The organism is Caballeronia sp. LZ024 (genome assembly GCF_031451455.1).
Taxonomy (GTDB): domain Bacteria; phylum Pseudomonadota; class Gammaproteobacteria; order Burkholderiales; family Burkholderiaceae; genus Caballeronia; species Caballeronia telluris.
In genome coordinates, this window is the sequence record NZ_JARUXL010000004.1 from 1,048,919 (window position 1) to 1,065,098 (window position 16,180).

Annotated in this window: 14 protein-coding genes; 3 read left to right on the forward strand and 11 right to left on the reverse strand. The window is 63.5% G+C overall.

Features of this window, described 5'->3' with window-relative positions; translation table 11 throughout:
- Positions 1-71 precede the first annotated feature (71 nt).
- From QCE48_RS27080 to QCE48_RS27115, 8 genes are all read right to left on the reverse strand, one after another.
- The gene (locus QCE48_RS27080) at positions 72-332 is read right to left on the reverse strand and encodes a hypothetical protein (RefSeq protein ID WP_309783604.1); all 261 of its coding nucleotides are present in this window, start codon (positions 330-332) and stop codon (positions 72-74) included.
- Complete coding sequence (locus QCE48_RS27085) at positions 313-753, reverse strand: dihydroneopterin aldolase (RefSeq protein ID WP_309783606.1); 441 nt, start codon at positions 751-753, stop codon at positions 313-315. The genes QCE48_RS27080 and QCE48_RS27085 overlap by 20 nt, the downstream gene beginning before the upstream one ends.
- Complete coding sequence (locus QCE48_RS27090) at positions 750-1,403, reverse strand: sarcosine oxidase subunit gamma (RefSeq protein ID WP_309783607.1); 654 nt, start codon at positions 1,401-1,403, stop codon at positions 750-752. Before QCE48_RS27090 ends, QCE48_RS27085 begins: the two co-directional genes overlap by 4 nt.
- Positions 1,393-4,395, reverse strand: a complete 3,003-nt coding sequence (locus QCE48_RS27095; RefSeq protein WP_309783609.1) for a sarcosine oxidase subunit alpha family protein — start codon at positions 4,393-4,395, stop codon at positions 1,393-1,395. The genes QCE48_RS27090 and QCE48_RS27095 overlap by 11 nt, the downstream gene beginning before the upstream one ends.
- Complete coding sequence (locus QCE48_RS27100) at positions 4,392-4,691, reverse strand: sarcosine oxidase subunit delta (RefSeq protein ID WP_309783610.1); 300 nt, start codon at positions 4,689-4,691, stop codon at positions 4,392-4,394. Before QCE48_RS27100 ends, QCE48_RS27095 begins: the two co-directional genes overlap by 4 nt.
- Before the next feature lie 23 nt (positions 4,692-4,714).
- Entirely contained in the window at positions 4,715-5,959 is a 1,245-nt protein-coding gene (locus tag QCE48_RS27105) for a sarcosine oxidase subunit beta family protein (RefSeq protein ID WP_309783612.1), read from the reverse strand.
- Between the two features lie 41 nt (positions 5,960-6,000).
- Entirely contained in the window at positions 6,001-7,395 is a 1,395-nt protein-coding gene (locus tag QCE48_RS27110) for an L-serine ammonia-lyase (RefSeq protein WP_309783614.1), read from the reverse strand.
- Between the two features lie 230 nt (positions 7,396-7,625).
- Positions 7,626-8,036: a hypothetical protein gene (locus tag QCE48_RS27115; protein WP_309783615.1), complete on the reverse strand. Its 411-nt coding sequence runs from the start codon at positions 8,034-8,036 to the stop codon at positions 7,626-7,628.
- A 461-nt stretch (positions 8,037-8,497) separates the two neighbouring features.
- Between QCE48_RS27115 and QCE48_RS27120 the strand changes: the two genes are divergently transcribed.
- Both QCE48_RS27120 and QCE48_RS27125 read left to right on the forward strand, forming a co-directional pair.
- On the forward strand, positions 8,498-9,577 hold the full coding sequence (locus QCE48_RS27120; RefSeq protein ID WP_309783617.1) for a GlxA family transcriptional regulator: 1,080 nt from the start codon (positions 8,498-8,500) through the stop codon (positions 9,575-9,577).
- Between the two features lie 16 nt (positions 9,578-9,593).
- The gene (locus QCE48_RS27125; protein WP_309783618.1) at positions 9,594-10,349 is read left to right on the forward strand and encodes a class II aldolase/adducin family protein; all 756 of its coding nucleotides are present in this window, start codon (positions 9,594-9,596) and stop codon (positions 10,347-10,349) included.
- A gap of 444 nt (positions 10,350-10,793) precedes the next feature.
- On the opposite strand, the gene QCE48_RS27130 is transcribed toward QCE48_RS27125, so the two are convergent.
- Genes QCE48_RS27130 through QCE48_RS27140 form a run of 3 tightly spaced genes read right to left on the reverse strand, consistent with a single transcriptional unit; the run spans position 10,794 to position 13,867 of the window.
- A complete protein-coding gene (locus QCE48_RS27130) occupies positions 10,794-11,786 on the reverse strand; it encodes a GlxA family transcriptional regulator (RefSeq protein WP_309783619.1) in 993 nt (330 codons plus the stop codon).
- Between the two features lie 7 nt (positions 11,787-11,793).
- Positions 11,794-12,696 (reverse strand): choline ABC transporter permease subunit, encoded by a 903-nt coding sequence (gene choW / locus QCE48_RS27135; protein ID WP_309783620.1) that lies wholly within the window; start codon positions 12,694-12,696, stop codon positions 11,794-11,796.
- Positions 12,689-13,867, reverse strand: a complete 1,179-nt coding sequence (locus tag QCE48_RS27140) for a glycine betaine/L-proline ABC transporter ATP-binding protein (protein ID WP_309783621.1) — start codon at positions 13,865-13,867, stop codon at positions 12,689-12,691. The genes choW and QCE48_RS27140 overlap by 8 nt, the downstream gene beginning before the upstream one ends.
- Positions 13,868-14,192: 325 nt before the next feature.
- Here QCE48_RS27140 and QCE48_RS27145 point away from each other — a divergent pair, with 325 nt between their 5' ends.
- Positions 14,193-16,148 (forward strand): Cache 3/Cache 2 fusion domain-containing protein, encoded by a 1,956-nt coding sequence (locus QCE48_RS27145; protein WP_309783622.1) that lies wholly within the window; start codon positions 14,193-14,195, stop codon positions 16,146-16,148.
- Positions 16,149-16,180: the final 32 nt, after the last annotated feature.

The following is a 16,180-nucleotide window of genomic DNA, read 5'->3' on the forward strand; positions in this document are numbered from 1 at the left end:
CCTGTTCAGTAGATGCCGACATTAAAGGGGGTGATGGAAGAAATGCGTCGCCGGCTAGTGTTCATGCGACATCAACGGAGGCGCGCCCTCGCGGCGAGCGCGACCCGCGCCAGTGCTTCATGACTGAGGCGCGCGGCCACCCTGCGCGCATACTCGTGATGCCGCTCGTCGAGCGGCGCCCCGAGATACTGCGCATGCAGATACCGGATCAACGCGATCTTCCGATGCTTGAGCGCGATGCTCTGTTCAAGCAAGGCCACCGCCGCACGCACGTCGCGTTGCTTGCAGGCAAGCTCGGAGAGCCGCGACGTTTCAATGCGCATCGACAGCATGACGTGAACGCTCCCGCATTGACCACGCCTCGAAGTCCGCGCGCCGCCAGTCGAGTTCGATACCCAGCCGCCGCGTGCCCTCGCGAATCTTCGGCTTGTAGAGCAACAGCGTGATCGCATCGAGCGCTGGAAACGCTTCGAACGACAGCGCCGCGATCTCCAACGCGAGCATCTCCAGCAGGCGCGTATGCGGCTTGGCAGTCAGATACGCGCTCACGCGCTCGCACCATGCTTCATAGTCGAGCAGATGCGAACACGCCTCGTCGGGCGCGCCGCGGTAGATCAGGCTCGCATCGATCGCGACCGGCTGCGGCGCACGGTATTCGTGCTCGTAAAGCCCGACGCGCGTCTCCACCACCAGCTCATCGACGACGATGCGCCAGCCGCGTCCTCCCGTAGACAACGCTTCGAACGGCTTCACGACATCAGCGGCTCGGCCGCATCGAGCATGATCTTCACGAAGTAGTCCGCGAAGCTGCGGCGCACGACCAGTTCGAAGCTGTCGTCGCCAGTCGGCACGAGCGTCAGCGATGCCTTGAAGTAATGGCTCTGCGCGCATTGACCGCGAGCGAACAGCTTCGGATGCAGGTCGAGCGGACAGCCGCGCGACAGCACCTCGCGCGTGCGCGTGCCGGTGATGTCGAGCACCGTGTAGCCGCTGCCGCTATCCACCGCCGACGCGAACACGCCCTTGAACGCCGCAATCAGCTTACCTTGCAACGGTGCCGTGCGCGATGCATCGTGCGCCGTGGCCGAACGCACGAGCCATTCATCGGGGCCGAGCCACAGCACGTCGTAGCCATTGCCTTGCGCGATCGTGTTCGGCTTCTCCGGCGGACGGCAGCCGATCACGCTTTCCGCTGCGCTCATGAACGCGGCATCGCGCGTGTCGCCGCGCACGATCACCAGTTCGAGAAACGGCCGCTCGGAAAGACGAAACGCTTTCGATGAAGTCGCCTGATGCTTCTTCAGCAGCGCGTCCACACCGACGAGCGGCGACTCCTGCCACACACCCTGGCCCGCGATGGCGCGATCCACGACCGTCGACGAACCTCTAGTTTCATTCCACATGTTGACGTGCTCCTTCGCTGTCGTAGAACACCGAGCTGGTGATTTTTGCTGCGATCTGCTTGCCGCCCGCGAGCGGGATCGTGACCGATTCGCCGATCTTGTCGAGGCCGCCCTTCACGACGGCAAGCGCGATCGAGCGCTTAAGAATGGGGCTGTAGTAACTCGACGTGACGTGTCCGAGCATCGGTGCGGTCTCGCCCTGCAAAGGACCCGCGATGATCTGCGAGCCTTCGGGAATGACGATCGTCGGATCGTCGGAAAGCAGGCCGACGAACTGCTTGCGCCCCGCCTTCGACGTGTCCGAACGCGTGAGCGAACGCTTGCCGAGAAAGTCCTTCGACTTCGCGACGAGGCCGCCCATGCCGAGGTCGTAGGGCGTCATCGAGCCGTCCGTGTCCTGGCCGACGATGATGTAGCCCTTCTCCGCACGGAGCACGTGCATCGTTTCGGTGCCGTATGGCGTGATGTCGAATTCGGCGCCCGCCGCCATGATCGCTTCCCACACCGCGCGTCCGACGTTCGCCGGCACGTTCACTTCATAAGCGAGTTCGCCCGAGAAACTGATGCGCATCACGCGCGATGCCGCGCCCGCGACCGTGCCTTCGCGATAGCTCATGAACGGGAAAGCGACGTTAGCGAAGTCGATGTCGTGACAGACCTTCTGCAATACCTTGCGGCTGTTCGGACCAACCACCGCGAACGTCGCCCAGTGATCCGTCACCGAGGCGAGGCGCACGCGCATGTCGGGCCATTCCGTTTGCAGCCAGCGTTCGAGCCACGTGAGAACGCGCGCCGCGCCGCCGGTCGTGGTCGTCATCATGTAGTGCTGGTCAGCGAGGCGCACGGTCACGCCGTCGTCGAAGATCATGCCGTTCTCATCCAGCATCAGGCCATAGCGGCACTTGCCGACTTCCAGCTTGCTCCACGGATTCGTATAGACCCAGTTCAACAGCTTCGCGGAATCCGGGCCCTGAATGTCGATCTTGCCGAGCGTCGAGGCATCGAGTATGCCGACGCTCTGACGCACCGCGAGCGATTCGCGCGCGACGGCCGCGTGCATGTCCTCGCCCGCCTTCGGGTAATACCAGGGACGCTTCCAGTTGCCGACATCCTCGAACGCCGCGCCGTTTTCGACGTGCCATTCGTGCACCGCCGTCTTGCGCACCGGATCGAGGAACTCGCCCAGTTCGCGCCCGGCGAACGTGCCGAACGTGACCGGCGTGTAGTTCGGGCGGAAGGTCGTCGTGCCGGTTTCGGGAATCGTCTTGCCGAGCGCCTGCGCGAGAATCGCCATGCCGTTGATGTTGCCGAGCTTGCCCTGATCGGTGCCGAAGCCCATCGCGGTATAGCGCTTCACGTGCTCGACGGATTCGAAGCCTTCGCGCGCGGCGAGGAAGATGTCGGCGGCGGAGACGTCGTTCTGATAGTCGATGAACTGCTTCGGCCCGCGCGTCGCGAGTTCGCGTCCGCCGACGAGCCACAGCGGCTGCATCGGCGCTTCGGTGATCTCGGCGACATGCACCGGGTTCGGACGCGTCACGATGTGACCCACCGCGCGCGCCGCGTCGACGCCTGCATCGACCGCGAAGCGGATGCCGCGCGCCAGCGTGAATTCGCCCGCGCATGCGCCGACGCTGCTCTCCGCCTGCATCGCCTTGCCCGGCACGAAGCACGCTTTCTCGTCGTGCCAGTGTGCCTTGCCGCCCGACTGCGCGAAGAGGTGCAGCACGGGGCTCCAGCCGCCCGACATCGCAACCAGATCGCAGTTCAGTTCGGCCTGTTTCGCGCCGACCGTGCCGTTCGAGTACGCGGCGACATCGGCGGATGCAACACGCAGCTTGCCATGCGCCGCCGTGACGACAGCACCGGTCATCACCTTGACGCCGTGGCGTCGTGCGAGCGCGGGCAGCGTGCCTTTCGACTCGCCGGCGCGCGGATCGACGACCGTCACCTGCGCACCCGCCGCTTTCAGATCGAGCGCGCATTGGTAGCCGTCGTCGTTGTTCGCGAACACGACGACGTTGCGCCCCGGCAGCACCGCAAACCGATGCAGGTAAGTCGACACGGCCGACGCCAGCATGATGCCCGGCAGATCGTTGTTGCCGAAGACGATGGGGCGCTCATGCGCGCCCGTCGCGAGGATCACGCGCTTTGCGCGCACCTTCCACATCAGCTCGCGCGTGCCCTTGCGCATGGACACCGGCAGATGGTCGGTGAGCTTCTGCGTGATCGTCACGAGGTTGTGGTCCTGATAGCCGAAGGCGTTGCTGCGCGAAAGAATCCTGACCCCGGGCATCTTGCGCAATTCGGCTTCGATGCGCTGCACCCATTGCAGCGCCGGCTTGCCGTCGATCTCCGCGCGGCAGGACATGAGCGAGCCGCCGAGTTCGTGCTGATCGTCGACGAGCATCACGCGCGCGCCGGACATCCCCGCCGCATGCGCTGCCGCCAGCCCCGACGGTCCGCCGCCGACCACCAGCACGTCGCAATGCGCGAAACACTTGTCGTAGCGATCGGCGTCGAGCTGCTCGGGCGCGCGGCCGAGACCCGCCGCATCGCGGATCACTTCTTCGTACTTCGGCCAGAGCTTGCGCGGCCACATGAACGTCTTGTAGTAGAAGCCCGCCGGAATGAAACGCGCGATCTTCTGATTGACCGCCATGCGATCGTTCTCGATGTTCGGCTTCGCGTTCACGCTCGTCGCGACGAGTCCCTGATACAGCTCGATCTCGGTCGCGCGCGCATTCGGCACCGTGTAGGCACCGGTTTCGAGTTGCACGACGGCGTTCGGTTCCTCGACGCCCGCCGTCACGATGCCGCGCGGCCGGTGATACTTCCAGCTGCGCGCGACGAAGTGCTGGCCGTTCGCGAGCAACGCGGACGCGAGCGTGTCGCCCTGAAAACCCTGATAGGTGCGGCCGTTGAACGTGAAGGTCAGCGGGTTCGCGCGGTTGATGCGCCCGCCCGTGGCGAGTCGGTCTTTCTGGCTCATTTCGTCGTGCCCTCGTTGCTATCCATGACGGCCAGCGGACGGTCGAACGTCTCATGGCCTTGAATCTCGTAGCTCACCGTGTCGCGCTGCACCTTGAACCAGCGGCGGCATCCTTGCGCGTGCATCCATTGCTCGCGATGCACGCCGCGCGGATTCTTGCGCATGAAGAGGTAGTCGCCCCATTCGCGGTCGGTGAGCTTGTCGGTGTCGAGCGGTCGCGCGATGTCGGCTTCGCCGCCGCACGAAAATTCGGTTTCGGCGCGCGGCCCGCACCAGGGGCATTCGATCAGCAGCATGTGTATGCTCCTGTGCGTTCGCGTTAGTGGGCGACGGCAGCAGCGCCGTGCTCGTCGATCAGATGACCGGTATAGAAGCGGTCGAGCGAGAACGCCGCGTTCAATGCATGCGGCTCGTCCTTCGCGATGGTGTGCGCGTATGCCCAGCCCGAGCCCGGCGTCGCCTTGAAGCCGCCCGTGCCCCAGCCGCAATTGAAGTAGAGTCCCTTCGCGTCGGTCTTGCTGATGATGGGGCAGGCGTCCGGCGAAAGATCGACGATGCCGCCCCATTGCCGGTTCATGCGCACGCGCGAGAACACCGGGAACATCTCGACGATCGCTTCGAGCGTCGCTTCGATCGTCTGGAAGCTGCCGCGCTGCCCGAAGCCCGCATACTGGTCGACGCCCGCGCCGATCACGAGGTCGCCCTTATCGGACTGGCTGATGTACGCGTGCACCGCGTTCGACATCACCACCGTGTTGACCACTGGCTTGATCGGCTCGGAGACGAGCGCCTGAAGCGGATGGCTTTCGAGCGGCAGACGAATGCCCGCCATGTCTGCGAGCGTGGACGTGTTGCCCGCCGCGACCACCGCGACCTTCTTCGCCTTGATGAAGCCCTTAGTCGTCTCGACCCCCGTCACCTGACTACCGTCGCGACGGATGCCCGTGACCTGGCAGTTCTGCACGATATCCACGCCAGCCTGATCCGCGCCGCGCGCGAAGCCCCACGCCACCGCATCGTGACGCGCGACGCCGCCGCGACGCTGGATCGACGCACCCAGCACCGGATAGCGGCTGTTCAGGTTGATAGTCGGTTCGAGTTCCTTGATCTGCGCGGGCGTAAGGAACTCGGCATCGACGCCGTTCAGCCGGTTCGCATTCACGCGGCGCTCGGTATCGCGCACGTCCTGCAACGTATGCGCGAGGTTCATCACGCCGCGCTGGCTGAACATCACGTTGTAGTTGAGGTCCTGCGAAAGCCCTTCCCACAGCTTCATCGCCTTCTCGTACAGCGCGGCCGATTCGTCCCACAGATAGTTCGAACGCACGATGGTCGTGTTGCGCGCCGTATTCCCGCCGCCGATCCAGCCCTTCTCCAGCACCGCGACGTTGCGAATCCCATGTTCTTTCGCGAGGTAATACGCAGTGGCAAGCCCATGACCGCCGCCGCCGACGATCACGACGTCGTATTCGCGCTTCGGCTCCGGGCTCTTCCACTGACGCTCCCAGTTCTCGTGATAGGACATCCCGTTGCGCAACAGGCTGAAGATCGAATAACGGCTCATGATGTTTCCTTTCCTTCGTGGCTTGCTTGGGCTTGCTGGATTCAGCACTCGATGACGTTCACGGCGAGACCACCGCGCGACGTCTCCTTGTATTTCGTCTTCATGTCCGCGCCGGTTTCGCGCATCGTCTTGATGACGTTGTCGAGCGAGACGTAATGCTGGCCGTCGCCCTTCATCGCCATGCGCGCTGCGTTCAGCGCCTTGATCGCGCCCATCGCGTTGCGTTCGATGCACGGAATCTGCACGAGCCCGCCAACCGGATCGCAAGTCATGCCGAGGTTGTGCTCCATGCCGATTTCGGCGGCGTTCTCGACTTGCGTCGGCGTGCCGCCCATCACGGCGGCTAGCGCGGCGGCGGCCATCGAGCACGCGACGCCGACTTCGCCCTGGCAACCGACTTCCGCGCCCGAGATCGACGCCGTCTCCTTGTAGATGATGCCGATCGCGGCCGCCGTCAGCAGGAACGTGACGATGCCTTCGTCGTTCGCGTTGTGCATGAACTTCACGTAGTAGTGCAGCACCGCCGGGATCACGCCGGCCGCACCGTTGGTCGGCGCCGTAACGACGCGCCCGCCCGCCGCGTTCTCTTCGTTGACCGCCATCGCGTAGAGGTTGACCCAGTCGAGCATCGAGAGCGGATCGCGCAGCGACTCTTCCGAACGTGAGCGCAATTGCGTGCTGAGATCGGCGGCACGGCGCTTCACCTTCATCGGACCGGGCAGTTCGCCGCGCACCTTGCAGCCGCGCTCGACGCACGCAGCCATCGTGCGCCAGATCGCCAGCATGCCGTCGCGCACTTCCTGTTCAGTGCGCGACGCGCATTCGTTCTTCATCGTGACCTGCGCGATCGACAAACCCGTTTCGCGGCACACGCGCATCAGGTCGTCGCCAGTGCGAAACGGATGCGGCACTTCGGCGCCCGCGCGCAGACCGTTCACGCGATCGCCTTCGCGATTGATCACGAAGCCGCCGCCGACCGAGTAATACTCTTTCTCGACGAGCAACTGGCCGTTCTCGTCGAACGCCTGAAAGCGCATGCCGTTCGGATGCACGATGCTCGATCCGGGCGCGCCCGGCATCAGCTTGCGAAAGAAGCCGAGATGCTCGCGTTCGTCGAACTTCACGACGTGCTTGCCGAGCAACGTTAGCTGCTTCGTCTCGCGGATCGCGAGCAGGCGCGGCTCGATGATGTCCGGATCGATGACGTCGGGCAGATTGCCTTCGAGGCCGAGCAGCACGGCCTTGTCGGTGCCGTGGCCCTTGCCCGTCGCGCCGAGCGAGCCCAGCAGCTCGACCTTCACGCGACGCACGAAAGCGAGCAGGTTGGCGTCTTCGATGTGCGACGCGAAGCGGCATGCGGCGATCATCGGACCGACCGTATGCGAGCTCGACGGTCCGATGCCGATCTTGAACAGATCGAAGACGCTGACGTTCATGGCTTCCTTTGCTGGTTGCGATGCGTTGGGTTCCGGGTATGGTGCTATTGCACCAGCGCAGCGTTTTGGCTGATAGAACAAAAACGGCATGCGAATGGGACGGCGACGTCAGACCGCTCACACGGCGATACGGCGACGGATTGACGATAATTGTCGAAGCGTTTATTGAAAACGCGCAGGCGGCATCGGACCGCCTGCGAGGCGCCGTGCGCGCCGTGGATGCCTAACGATCAGGCGGTCCCGGTCGGACTTGGAGGGTTGAGCATGTACGGGGCGAGAACCTTGCGCACGGGGATCGACAGCGCCTCGGGATGGTTCGCGAACACCGCTTCGAGCCCGCGAATCAGCGCACGCAGCGGATCACGCCGATGAATGGGCGGACCGCGTAGCACGAGCGTTTCCGCGGCTGCGACCGGACCGGTCGCAGCGAGCGCGAGCAGCAAAAAGCTGAACGGCGGCCGAAACAGCCCGCGCCCGAAATCGCGCACGAATCTTTCGACGATTTGCGCCGACACCGCAATGAAAGGCGGCGAGGCGCACAACAGATCGAATTGCGGAGTCGTCGGTCCGCCTTGTGTATCGAATTCCCGAATGTTCTCAATATCGCGCGCTAATCGAATCAGCGGCGCGGGATGCGCCATGATTATCGTTTTTACGCGTTCACAAAGCACTTTAATTTCCTTCTCGTCTAATACTGATAGTTCTCTCATAACCGGCCTCTCTGGTTTTGTTCACCTTGATGGTGATTTCTAAAAAGCGCCGGAATGATAATGAGATCATGTGCGTTGCGCGATCGGATATTCTGAATAAAATCCGAGGTTTACCCGGCATCTTAACCAGACGACAGGCTGCGTCCAGCGTAAAAGGAGAACATTCAATGATTTTATAGAATTTGAAGGCGAAATTAAGACTCCCATTCTGACGTCTGGTTACAATTAACTAACTGCGCATGGGCAAGCAAGCCGTCATATATTCGCCACGCGTGAGCGATTTTCCCAACATTTCGACCGGTCCGCGCAAACGCCCGGAATATTGCACGCGGTAAATCGGCGCGACGGCCCCGGTGATATGCTTGTCGCAACTCGGCTTTCCGGCTTGGCGCATGAACTCCGCAGAAGCAATCCCTCCGCAATCCATCGACGGCAAATCGAAGGAGCGCATCCGCTTTGGCATCATCTTGCTGCCGAATTTCACGCTGACGGCATTTTCCGGTTTCGTCGATCTGCTGCGGCTGTCCGCCGACGAAGGCGACTTCAGCAAGCCCGTGCGCTGCTCGTGGAGCGTCATCGGGGAAACCCTCGCGCCGGTGCGCGCGAGTTGCGGCATTCAGATCACGCCGTGGGAAACCTTCGATCAGGCCGAACCGTTCGATTACGTCGTCGTGGTCGGCGGACTGCTGCATTCGGGGCCGTCCGCGAGCGAGGCCACGCTGCAATTCATCCGCCGCGCCGCCACGACCGACGCGACGCTCGTCGGCATGTGCACCGGCGTATTCTCGCTGATGCGCGCGGGCGTGCTCGGCGGCCATCGTGTCTGCGTGAGCTGGTTCCACTACTGGGATTTCGTCGAGCGCTTTCCGGCAGTCGATGAAGAACTGCTGGTCGCGGATCGCCTCTTCGTAATCGACCGGCGGCGCATCACGTGTTCGGGCGGACGCGCGTCGATCGACGTGGCGGCGGCCATCTTGCTGCGCCACTTCGAAACGGCGACGGTGCAAAAGGCGCTGCGCATCCTGCTTGTCGACGACATGCAAAAGGGCAACGCGCCGCAGCCGCATCCGCCAGGTCTCGCGCCCGCGACGCATCCCAAGGTGAAGCGCGCGATCCTTCTGATGGAACAGCATGTCGGCCGTTCGCTGTCGCTCGACGAACTCGCGCACAAGCTCGATCTTTCGACGCGTCAGCTCGAACGGCTCTTCAAGGCCGAGACCGGCAAGGCGCCGCAAGCGTATGCGAAGCAGGTGCGCCTGCGCACGGCCGCGTGGCTGCTGACGAGTTCGGACAAGACCGTCGCGGACATCGCATCGAGCTGCGGTTTCTCCGATGCGTCGCATCTCGGTCGCGAGTTTCGCAAGCAGTTCGGCCTGCCGCCGATGATGTATCGCGAGCAGCGCGGCACCGCGGAAGCCGAAGACGCAGCCGAATACGACGAAACCTTCCCCGGCCGCGCACAGGCAATTTAGCAAGAGGACGAATCCCATGCCCCCGACGCAGGAAGAATGGACGGTGCGCTGCGAGCTTGCGGCGCTGTATCGGCTGGTCGCGCACTTTCGCATGACCGACATGATCGACACGCACATCACGGCGCGCGTGCCCGGCCCCGAGCATCATTTCCTCATCAACCGATACGGCGTGCTGTTCCATGAGATGCGCGCGTCGGACCTCGTGAAGATCGACAGCGCGGGGCGCGTCGTGCAAGCCGATGCCGAGATGCATCCCGAGCGCTATCGCGTGAACGCGGCGGGCTTCACGATTCATTCGGCGGTGCACATGGCGCGGCCCGATCTCGTCTGCGTGATTCATACGCATACGTCCGCGGGTTCGGCAGTGTCGGCGCAAAAGCAAGGTCTTTTGCCGATCAGCCAGCACGCGTTGAAGTTCTACGAGCACATGGCGTATCACGATTACGAAGGCATTGCGCTCGACCTCGGCGAACGCGAGCGGCTGGTTGCCGATCTCGGCCCGCACAACGCGATGATCCTGCGGAATCACGGCTTGCTGGTGGGCGGCACGTCGATTCCGGCGGCGTTCCAGGACATCTATTTCCTTGAGCGCGCCTGCGAGATACAGGTGCGCGCGCTTGCCGGCAACGCGGAGCTTTCGTTTCCGCCGGAAGCGGTGCGCCGGTTGACGGCGCAGCAATTCGCTCGCGACGAATCCGACAACACCGTGAGTCTGCAATGGCAGGCGGCGCTGCGGCTGATCGAAGGAAGCGGGACCAATTACCGCAGCTGACGTCGTTACTTGCCTGCCACGGGAGCCTACTTCAACAAAGTGGTATGCGCTCCGTTCAGCTCCGTCCGTGCTTCGCTTGGACGAAAGGCAAAACTAAGAACCAGCGGTTTGCAGCCTCAACCGCTAAGCTTCGCCGCGCGACCCGATTTACCGCTCGTTAGCGAAGCGGAAACGGATGAATGACTGCTGTGCCAATTCGTTCACTGTGCGATGGCACAGTGGTTAATCGCACCAGGACGGGTAAGTCCTTAGAGGGCGACACTTAGGCGGTATGTCCACTCAGTACTGCGAGTGTGTTGACGTGCTGTGACTGCTGCCTGAAAAAGCTGCTTTCTTTGCTTACTTTCTTTGCAGCAGCAAAGAAAGTAAGTCCCGCCCCGGACAGGGACAATGCTAATAGACCACTAAGAAAACCAGTTCCATAGAAGCACAACCAAGCCCGGCTTACGCAGAAAGCCGCCTTTCGACACTGGGCGCATGCCCAAACTGAGCGCGGTACGCCTTACTAAAATGACAAGGCGAGTGAAACCCGCAAACGGCGGTAACACGGGCAATGGAAGCATCGGTATTGCGCAATAACTCGCGAGCCCGCCGCAGGCGCAACGTCAAGTAGTAGTGCGTCGGCGAAACGCTAAGGAACGCCTTGAACATCCGCTGCAAATGTCTTTGCGACAACTGGACGAGCCGCGCGAGTTCCTCGAGCGAAAGCGGCTCTTCGATATTCGCCTCCATCAACCGCACGACTTCGATCAACTCGGCACGAGAGAACCCAACCCGCGCATCGACGGGAATATGCTGATAATCGCTTGACCCGCGAATCCGCTCGACGATGAACTGCTCCGACACCTGCGCCGCATGCGATTGCCCGAGCCGCATGCCAACCAGATTGAGCATCAGATCGAGCGGTGCAGTCCCGCCCGTACACGTCACGCGATCGCGATCAATCACGAACAGCTCATCGGCGAAACGCACGTGCGGATAGCTCTTGTGCAATGGCGACATATCCTCCCAATGCACCGTGCATCGATACCCATCGAGCAGGTTCGCCGCGAGCAACGCATAAGGCCCCGTGCAGATGCCGCCAAGCGGCACACCCTGCGCCGCCGCTTCCTGCAACAACGAAATCACTTTCTCGTCCACGTAATCGCGCACATGCCAGCCCGCGCACACGATCAGCACATCCGGCATGCCCGCTTCGGCGAGCGTCGTCGTCGGCTTGACGGTGATGCCGTTGCTTGCGCGCGCCGGTTCGCCATCCGGCGTGATCACCGACCATGTGTAGTGCTGCGCGCGACCCACGTAGTTCGCCATGCGCAGCACCTCGACCGCGCTCGTGAACGCGATCATCGAAAAGTTCGGCAGCGTGAGGAAGCCGTAGTGAGCCAGCTTCGATAACGGCGAATCGTTCGTGACGGGCGTGATCGCGTCGCGCTTCATGAGCCGCTCAGCCTTGCTGCGCCGCCGGCGCGCGGCGCACCTTCATGACGCTGCGAATGCCCGAGAGCAGCGGTGCGCGTGCCATGCCCGGCGAGCGGCCAAAGCTTTCCGTGATGCGGTCGAGAATGATCGCGAGCAACACCACCGACAAGCCGCTTTCGAATCCCAGCCCGATATCGAGCCGCTGAATACTCGCGAGCACATCGTTGCCGAGACCGCCCGCGCCCACCATCGACGCGATGATCACCATCGAGAGCGCCATCATGATCGTCTGGTTCACGCCGGTCATGATCGAAGGCAGCGCGTTCGGAAACTGCACCTTGTAGAGCAACTGCCACGGCGTGCAGCCAAAGGCCTGTCCCGCTTCGACGATCTCGCGGTTCACATGCTTGATGCCGAGCGACGTGAGACGCACCGCGGGCGGCATCGCGAAGATGACGGTCGAGAGAATCCCCGGCACGCGCCCGAGTCCGAACAGCATCGCGGCTGGAATCAGGTAGACGAACGCGGGCATCGTCTGCATCAGGTCCAGCACGGGGCGCACGGCCATTTCGACGTACTTGCTCTTCGCGGTCCAGATGCCGAGCGGAATGCCGAGCAAGAGGCTGATCAACGTCGACGAAAGCGTGAGGCCGAGCGTGATGACCATCTGATCCCAGAAGCCGGTCCCGTAGATGAGGAGCATGGAAAGCAACGTGAAGAACGCGAAGCGCCAGCCGACGCGCCACAGTCCGATGCCGACGAAGAGCGCCATCAGCGCCCACATCGGAATGGCCTGCAGGCTGTGTTCGACCAGGGCGGCAAAGCTCTCGATGACCTTGCCGATGGAATCGAACGTCTTGGCGTCGTGGTCGAGCAGATAGTGGACGCCGTGATCGACCCAGCTACCGAGCGGAATCATTTCAGACATGGGAACCTCGATGGCGCGTTAAAACCTTCAGCACGTTCGTCTTGTTGACCGAACCACAATAAGAACCGTCGGCCTCGACGACCGGCAGCGGCGCCCGGCTCGCGACGACGCGCGTAACGACGTCGTCGAGCGGCGTCGTGCGATCGATGCACTCGATCTGGTTCACGAGCGGCGACGCGCCGCCCGTCGCATCGCGGCACACGAAGCCGCGAATCCTGCGCTCGCCGTCGAGCACGAAGGCATAGTCGGCGCTGCCGTTGAGCGTCGCCGCCACCGACGACGCGTCGATCTGCGGCGAGTGCTTCATCAGCGGTACGGCGTCGGTCTGCATCAGGTCGCCGGCGGTGAGATAGCGGCTCGTGTCGATGCCGTCGAAGAACGCCTGCACGTAGTCGTCGGCGGGATTCGTGATGATTTCCTGCGGCGTGCCGATCTGCACGACACGCCCGCCTTCCATGATCGCGATGCGCGTGCCGATGCGCATCGCCTCTTCCAGATCGTGCGACACGAAGAGAATCGTGCGCTGCTGTTCGCGCTGCAATTCGAGCAGCACGTTCTGCATTTCCTTGCGCTTTAACGGATCGAGCGCGGAGAACGCTTCGTCCATGATCATCAGCGACGGATTGACCGCCAGCGCCCGCGCAAGCCCGACGCGCTGCTGCATGCCGCCCGAAAGCTGCGCCGGCAGCTTCTGCGCGAACGGCGCGAGGCCGACCTGTTCGAGCACCGTCATCGCGCGCCGCTCGCGTTCCTTGCGCCCGATGCCCGCTACTTCGAGCCCGAACGCGGCGTTCGACAGCACGGTGCGCTGCGGCATCAGCGCGAACGACTGGAACACCATGCTCATGTCCTTGCGGCGCAGCGCGGTGAGTTCCGAGCGCGGCACCGCCGCGACGTCGCGTCCGTCGATCAGCACCTTGCCGGCCGTCGGCTCGACGAGACGATTGATCAGGCGGATAAGCGTCGACTTGCCAGAGCCGGAAAGCCCCATCAGCACGAAGATCTCGCCTTCCTTCACTTCGAACGACACGTTGTGCACGCCGACGATCTGACCGGTGCGCGCGAAGACTTCTTCCTTCGTCGCGCCGCCTGCCAGCATATCGAGTGCCTGTTTGGGACTCGTGCCGAACACCTTGCACAGCCCTTCGACCACGACCTTGGGGGAATTCATTGAATGCTCTCCTAGCGTGGCGGACGTGCGTCCGCGCCGTGCATACATAGTTGCCAGAAAAAAGTGCGCCTAGCCGACTATTTGCGACAACCACATGAGGAAATACGACACCCGTTTGCGGTGCAACTCGCACCACGCTAGCCGGAGCCCTGTGCGGCAAGGGTTTGCGGGCGACGCGAACGCGCCGGCATGAGGTTTTTGGCGTGTCGTCCTGAGGCAAGTCGGGGCAAATTTCCCGCGGCAAAACGAACGATCGGCCGTAAAGAAACGCAACTCGGCGCCGTAAACCGTAGTAAGTCCCTATCTCCACCAGATCCGCAAGTCAATGATATTTATCAAGCTCCGCCGCGCGAATGTCGGCACCAAGTTTGCCGTTCTCGCGTGCGCGCTCGCCGCCGCGATCATCGCGACCTTCACGATCGCCGTGACCCGCTCGGCCGGCGAACAGGTCAACGACCACGCGCTCGCGCGCGTCGAAAGCGACAATCGCTCGATCGCTTCGATGATCGGCCTCTACAACAAGGCAGTCAGCGCCGAAGCCGAGCGCTTTATGTCGATCTTCACGACCGTCGTTCCGAAGGATTTCGCGCTCGACGAAAGCAAGAGCGTCGACATCGGCGGCGTCGCCACACCGACGCTCACGGCCGGCGGCACGCCGCTCAACCTCGATTTTTCGATTCCCGACGCGTTCCTCGAAAAGAGCGGCGCCATCGCGACGATCTTCGCCCGCACCGGCGACGACTTCGTGCGCGTCACGACCTCGCTCAAGAAGCAGGACGGGACGCGCGCGGTCGGCACGCTGCTCGACCGCAAGGGCCCGGCCTACGCGCCGGTGCTCGCGGGCAAGCCCTACATCGGCATCGCGGCGCTGTTCGGCAAGCAGTACATCACGGAGTACAAGCCCGTCACCGATGCGTCGGGCCGCGTGATCGCCGCGCTTTTCGTCGGCGTGGACGTGAGCGAGACCTTTGCGAAGCTCCAGCAGAACATCCGCGACCTGAAGATCGGCGAAAACGGCTACTACTTCGTCGTGGATGCGTCGAACGGCGCCAATCGCGGCAAGCTGATCGTGCATCCGGGCGCCGAAGGCCAGCCCGCCGATGAACACGTCGCGCCGTTCGCGCAGATGCTCGACAAGCGCGAGGGACGGCTCGATTTCGACGGCGCCGACATCGCCGGCGCCGATCCGAAAGTGCACGGCGGCGCGAAGGAAATCGCGTTCACGACAGTGCCGGAATGGCAATGGCTCGTCGGCGGCGTCGCGTATCGCGACGAGTTGCTCGCCGATGTCAACGCGAGCCGCAACCGCTTCCTGCTGATCGGGCTCGTCGTGGTCGCAGCGCTCGTCGCGGCGCTGCTGGTGGCGGTGCGGCGCCTCGTCGGCGAGCCGCTCGACGAAGTCACGAAGGCCTCCGAGCGGATCGCGGCGGGCGACCTGACCGTGCGCATGGATTCCGCGCGCGAGGACGACATCGGCCGCCTGATGCACGCGATAGACGGCATCGCGACGGGACTCGCGCGGATCGTCTCGCAGGTGCGCCACGCGTCGGCGGACATGTCGCACGCGACCGAGCGCATCGCGTCGGGCAGCAGCGACATCTCGCTGCGCATCGCCACGCAGGCGAGCAGCCTCGAGGAAACGGCGGCCAGCATGGAGGAAATCACGTCGACGGTGCAGCAGAACGCCGCCAACACGACGCAGGCGGACAAGCTCGTCGGCTCGGCGTCCGATGCAGCGCGCGCGGGCGGCGAGGCGGTCGGCCGCGTGGTCGCGACGATGAGCGAAATCGACAAGTCGGCGCGCAAGATCGCGGACATCACGTCGGTCATCGAAGGCATCGCGTTCCAGACCAACATCCTCGCGCTCAACGCGGCCGTCGAAGCGGCGCGCGCGGGCGAGCACGGCAAGGGTTTCGCGGTGGTCGCCTCGGAAGTGCGCGGGCTCGCGCAGCGCAGCGCGGCGGCGGTCAAGGAGATCGAGTCGCTGATCGCGGATTCGGTCGGCAAGGTGTCCGACGGCTACCGGATCGCGGAAGAGGCGAGCGGCCGGATGAGCGGCATCGTCGAGCGCGTGGCGCACGTGAACGCGATCATTGGCGAGATCAGCGCGGCGTCGCGCGAGCAGTCGAGCGGCATCGAGCAGGTCAACGTCGCCGTCATGCAGATCGGCGAGGCGACGCAGCAGAACGCGGCGCTCGTCGGCGAGGCGGAACATTCGGCCGCCGATTTGCGCGATCAGGCCGAGCGGCTCGCGCAGGCGGTGAGCGTGTTCAGGGTCTGATTCCGGCGGTTTTGCCAGAACGAAAGGCGCCT

Excerpts from the sequence above, each read along its gene's own strand:
- QCE48_RS27115 (WP_309783615.1), bottom strand. The coding sequence starts at position 8,036 with ATGGCGCATCCCGCGCCGCTGATTCGATTAGCGCGCGATATTGAGAAC.
- QCE48_RS27145 (WP_309783622.1), top strand. The coding sequence starts at position 14,193 with ATGATATTTATCAAGCTCCGCCGCGCGAATGTCGGCACCAAGTTTGCC.
- QCE48_RS27095 (WP_309783609.1), bottom strand. The coding sequence starts at position 4,395 with ATGAGCCAGAAAGACCGACTCGCCACGGGCGGGCGCATCAACCGCGCG.
- QCE48_RS27110 (WP_309783614.1), bottom strand. The coding sequence starts at position 7,395 with ATGAACGTCAGCGTCTTCGATCTGTTCAAGATCGGCATCGGACCGTCG.
- choW (WP_309783620.1), bottom strand. The coding sequence starts at position 12,696 with ATGTCTGAAATGATTCCGCTCGGTAGCTGGGTCGATCACGGCGTCCAC.
- QCE48_RS27080 (WP_309783604.1), bottom strand. The coding sequence starts at position 332 with ATGCTGTCGATGCGCATTGAAACGTCGCGGCTCTCCGAGCTTGCCTGC.
- QCE48_RS27130 (WP_309783619.1), bottom strand. The coding sequence starts at position 11,786 with ATGAAGCGCGACGCGATCACGCCCGTCACGAACGATTCGCCGTTATCG.
- QCE48_RS27090 (WP_309783607.1), bottom strand. The coding sequence starts at position 1,403 with ATGTGGAATGAAACTAGAGGTTCGTCGACGGTCGTGGATCGCGCCATC.
- QCE48_RS27100 (WP_309783610.1), bottom strand. The coding sequence starts at position 4,691 with ATGCTGCTGATCGAATGCCCCTGGTGCGGGCCGCGCGCCGAAACCGAA.
- QCE48_RS27105 (WP_309783612.1), bottom strand. The coding sequence starts at position 5,959 with ATGAGCCGTTATTCGATCTTCAGCCTGTTGCGCAACGGGATGTCCTAT.
- QCE48_RS27140 (WP_309783621.1), bottom strand. The coding sequence starts at position 13,867 with ATGAATTCCCCCAAGGTCGTGGTCGAAGGGCTGTGCAAGGTGTTCGGC.
- QCE48_RS27120 (WP_309783617.1), top strand. The coding sequence starts at position 8,498 with ATGAACTCCGCAGAAGCAATCCCTCCGCAATCCATCGACGGCAAATCG.
- QCE48_RS27125 (WP_309783618.1), top strand. The coding sequence starts at position 9,594 with ATGCCCCCGACGCAGGAAGAATGGACGGTGCGCTGCGAGCTTGCGGCG.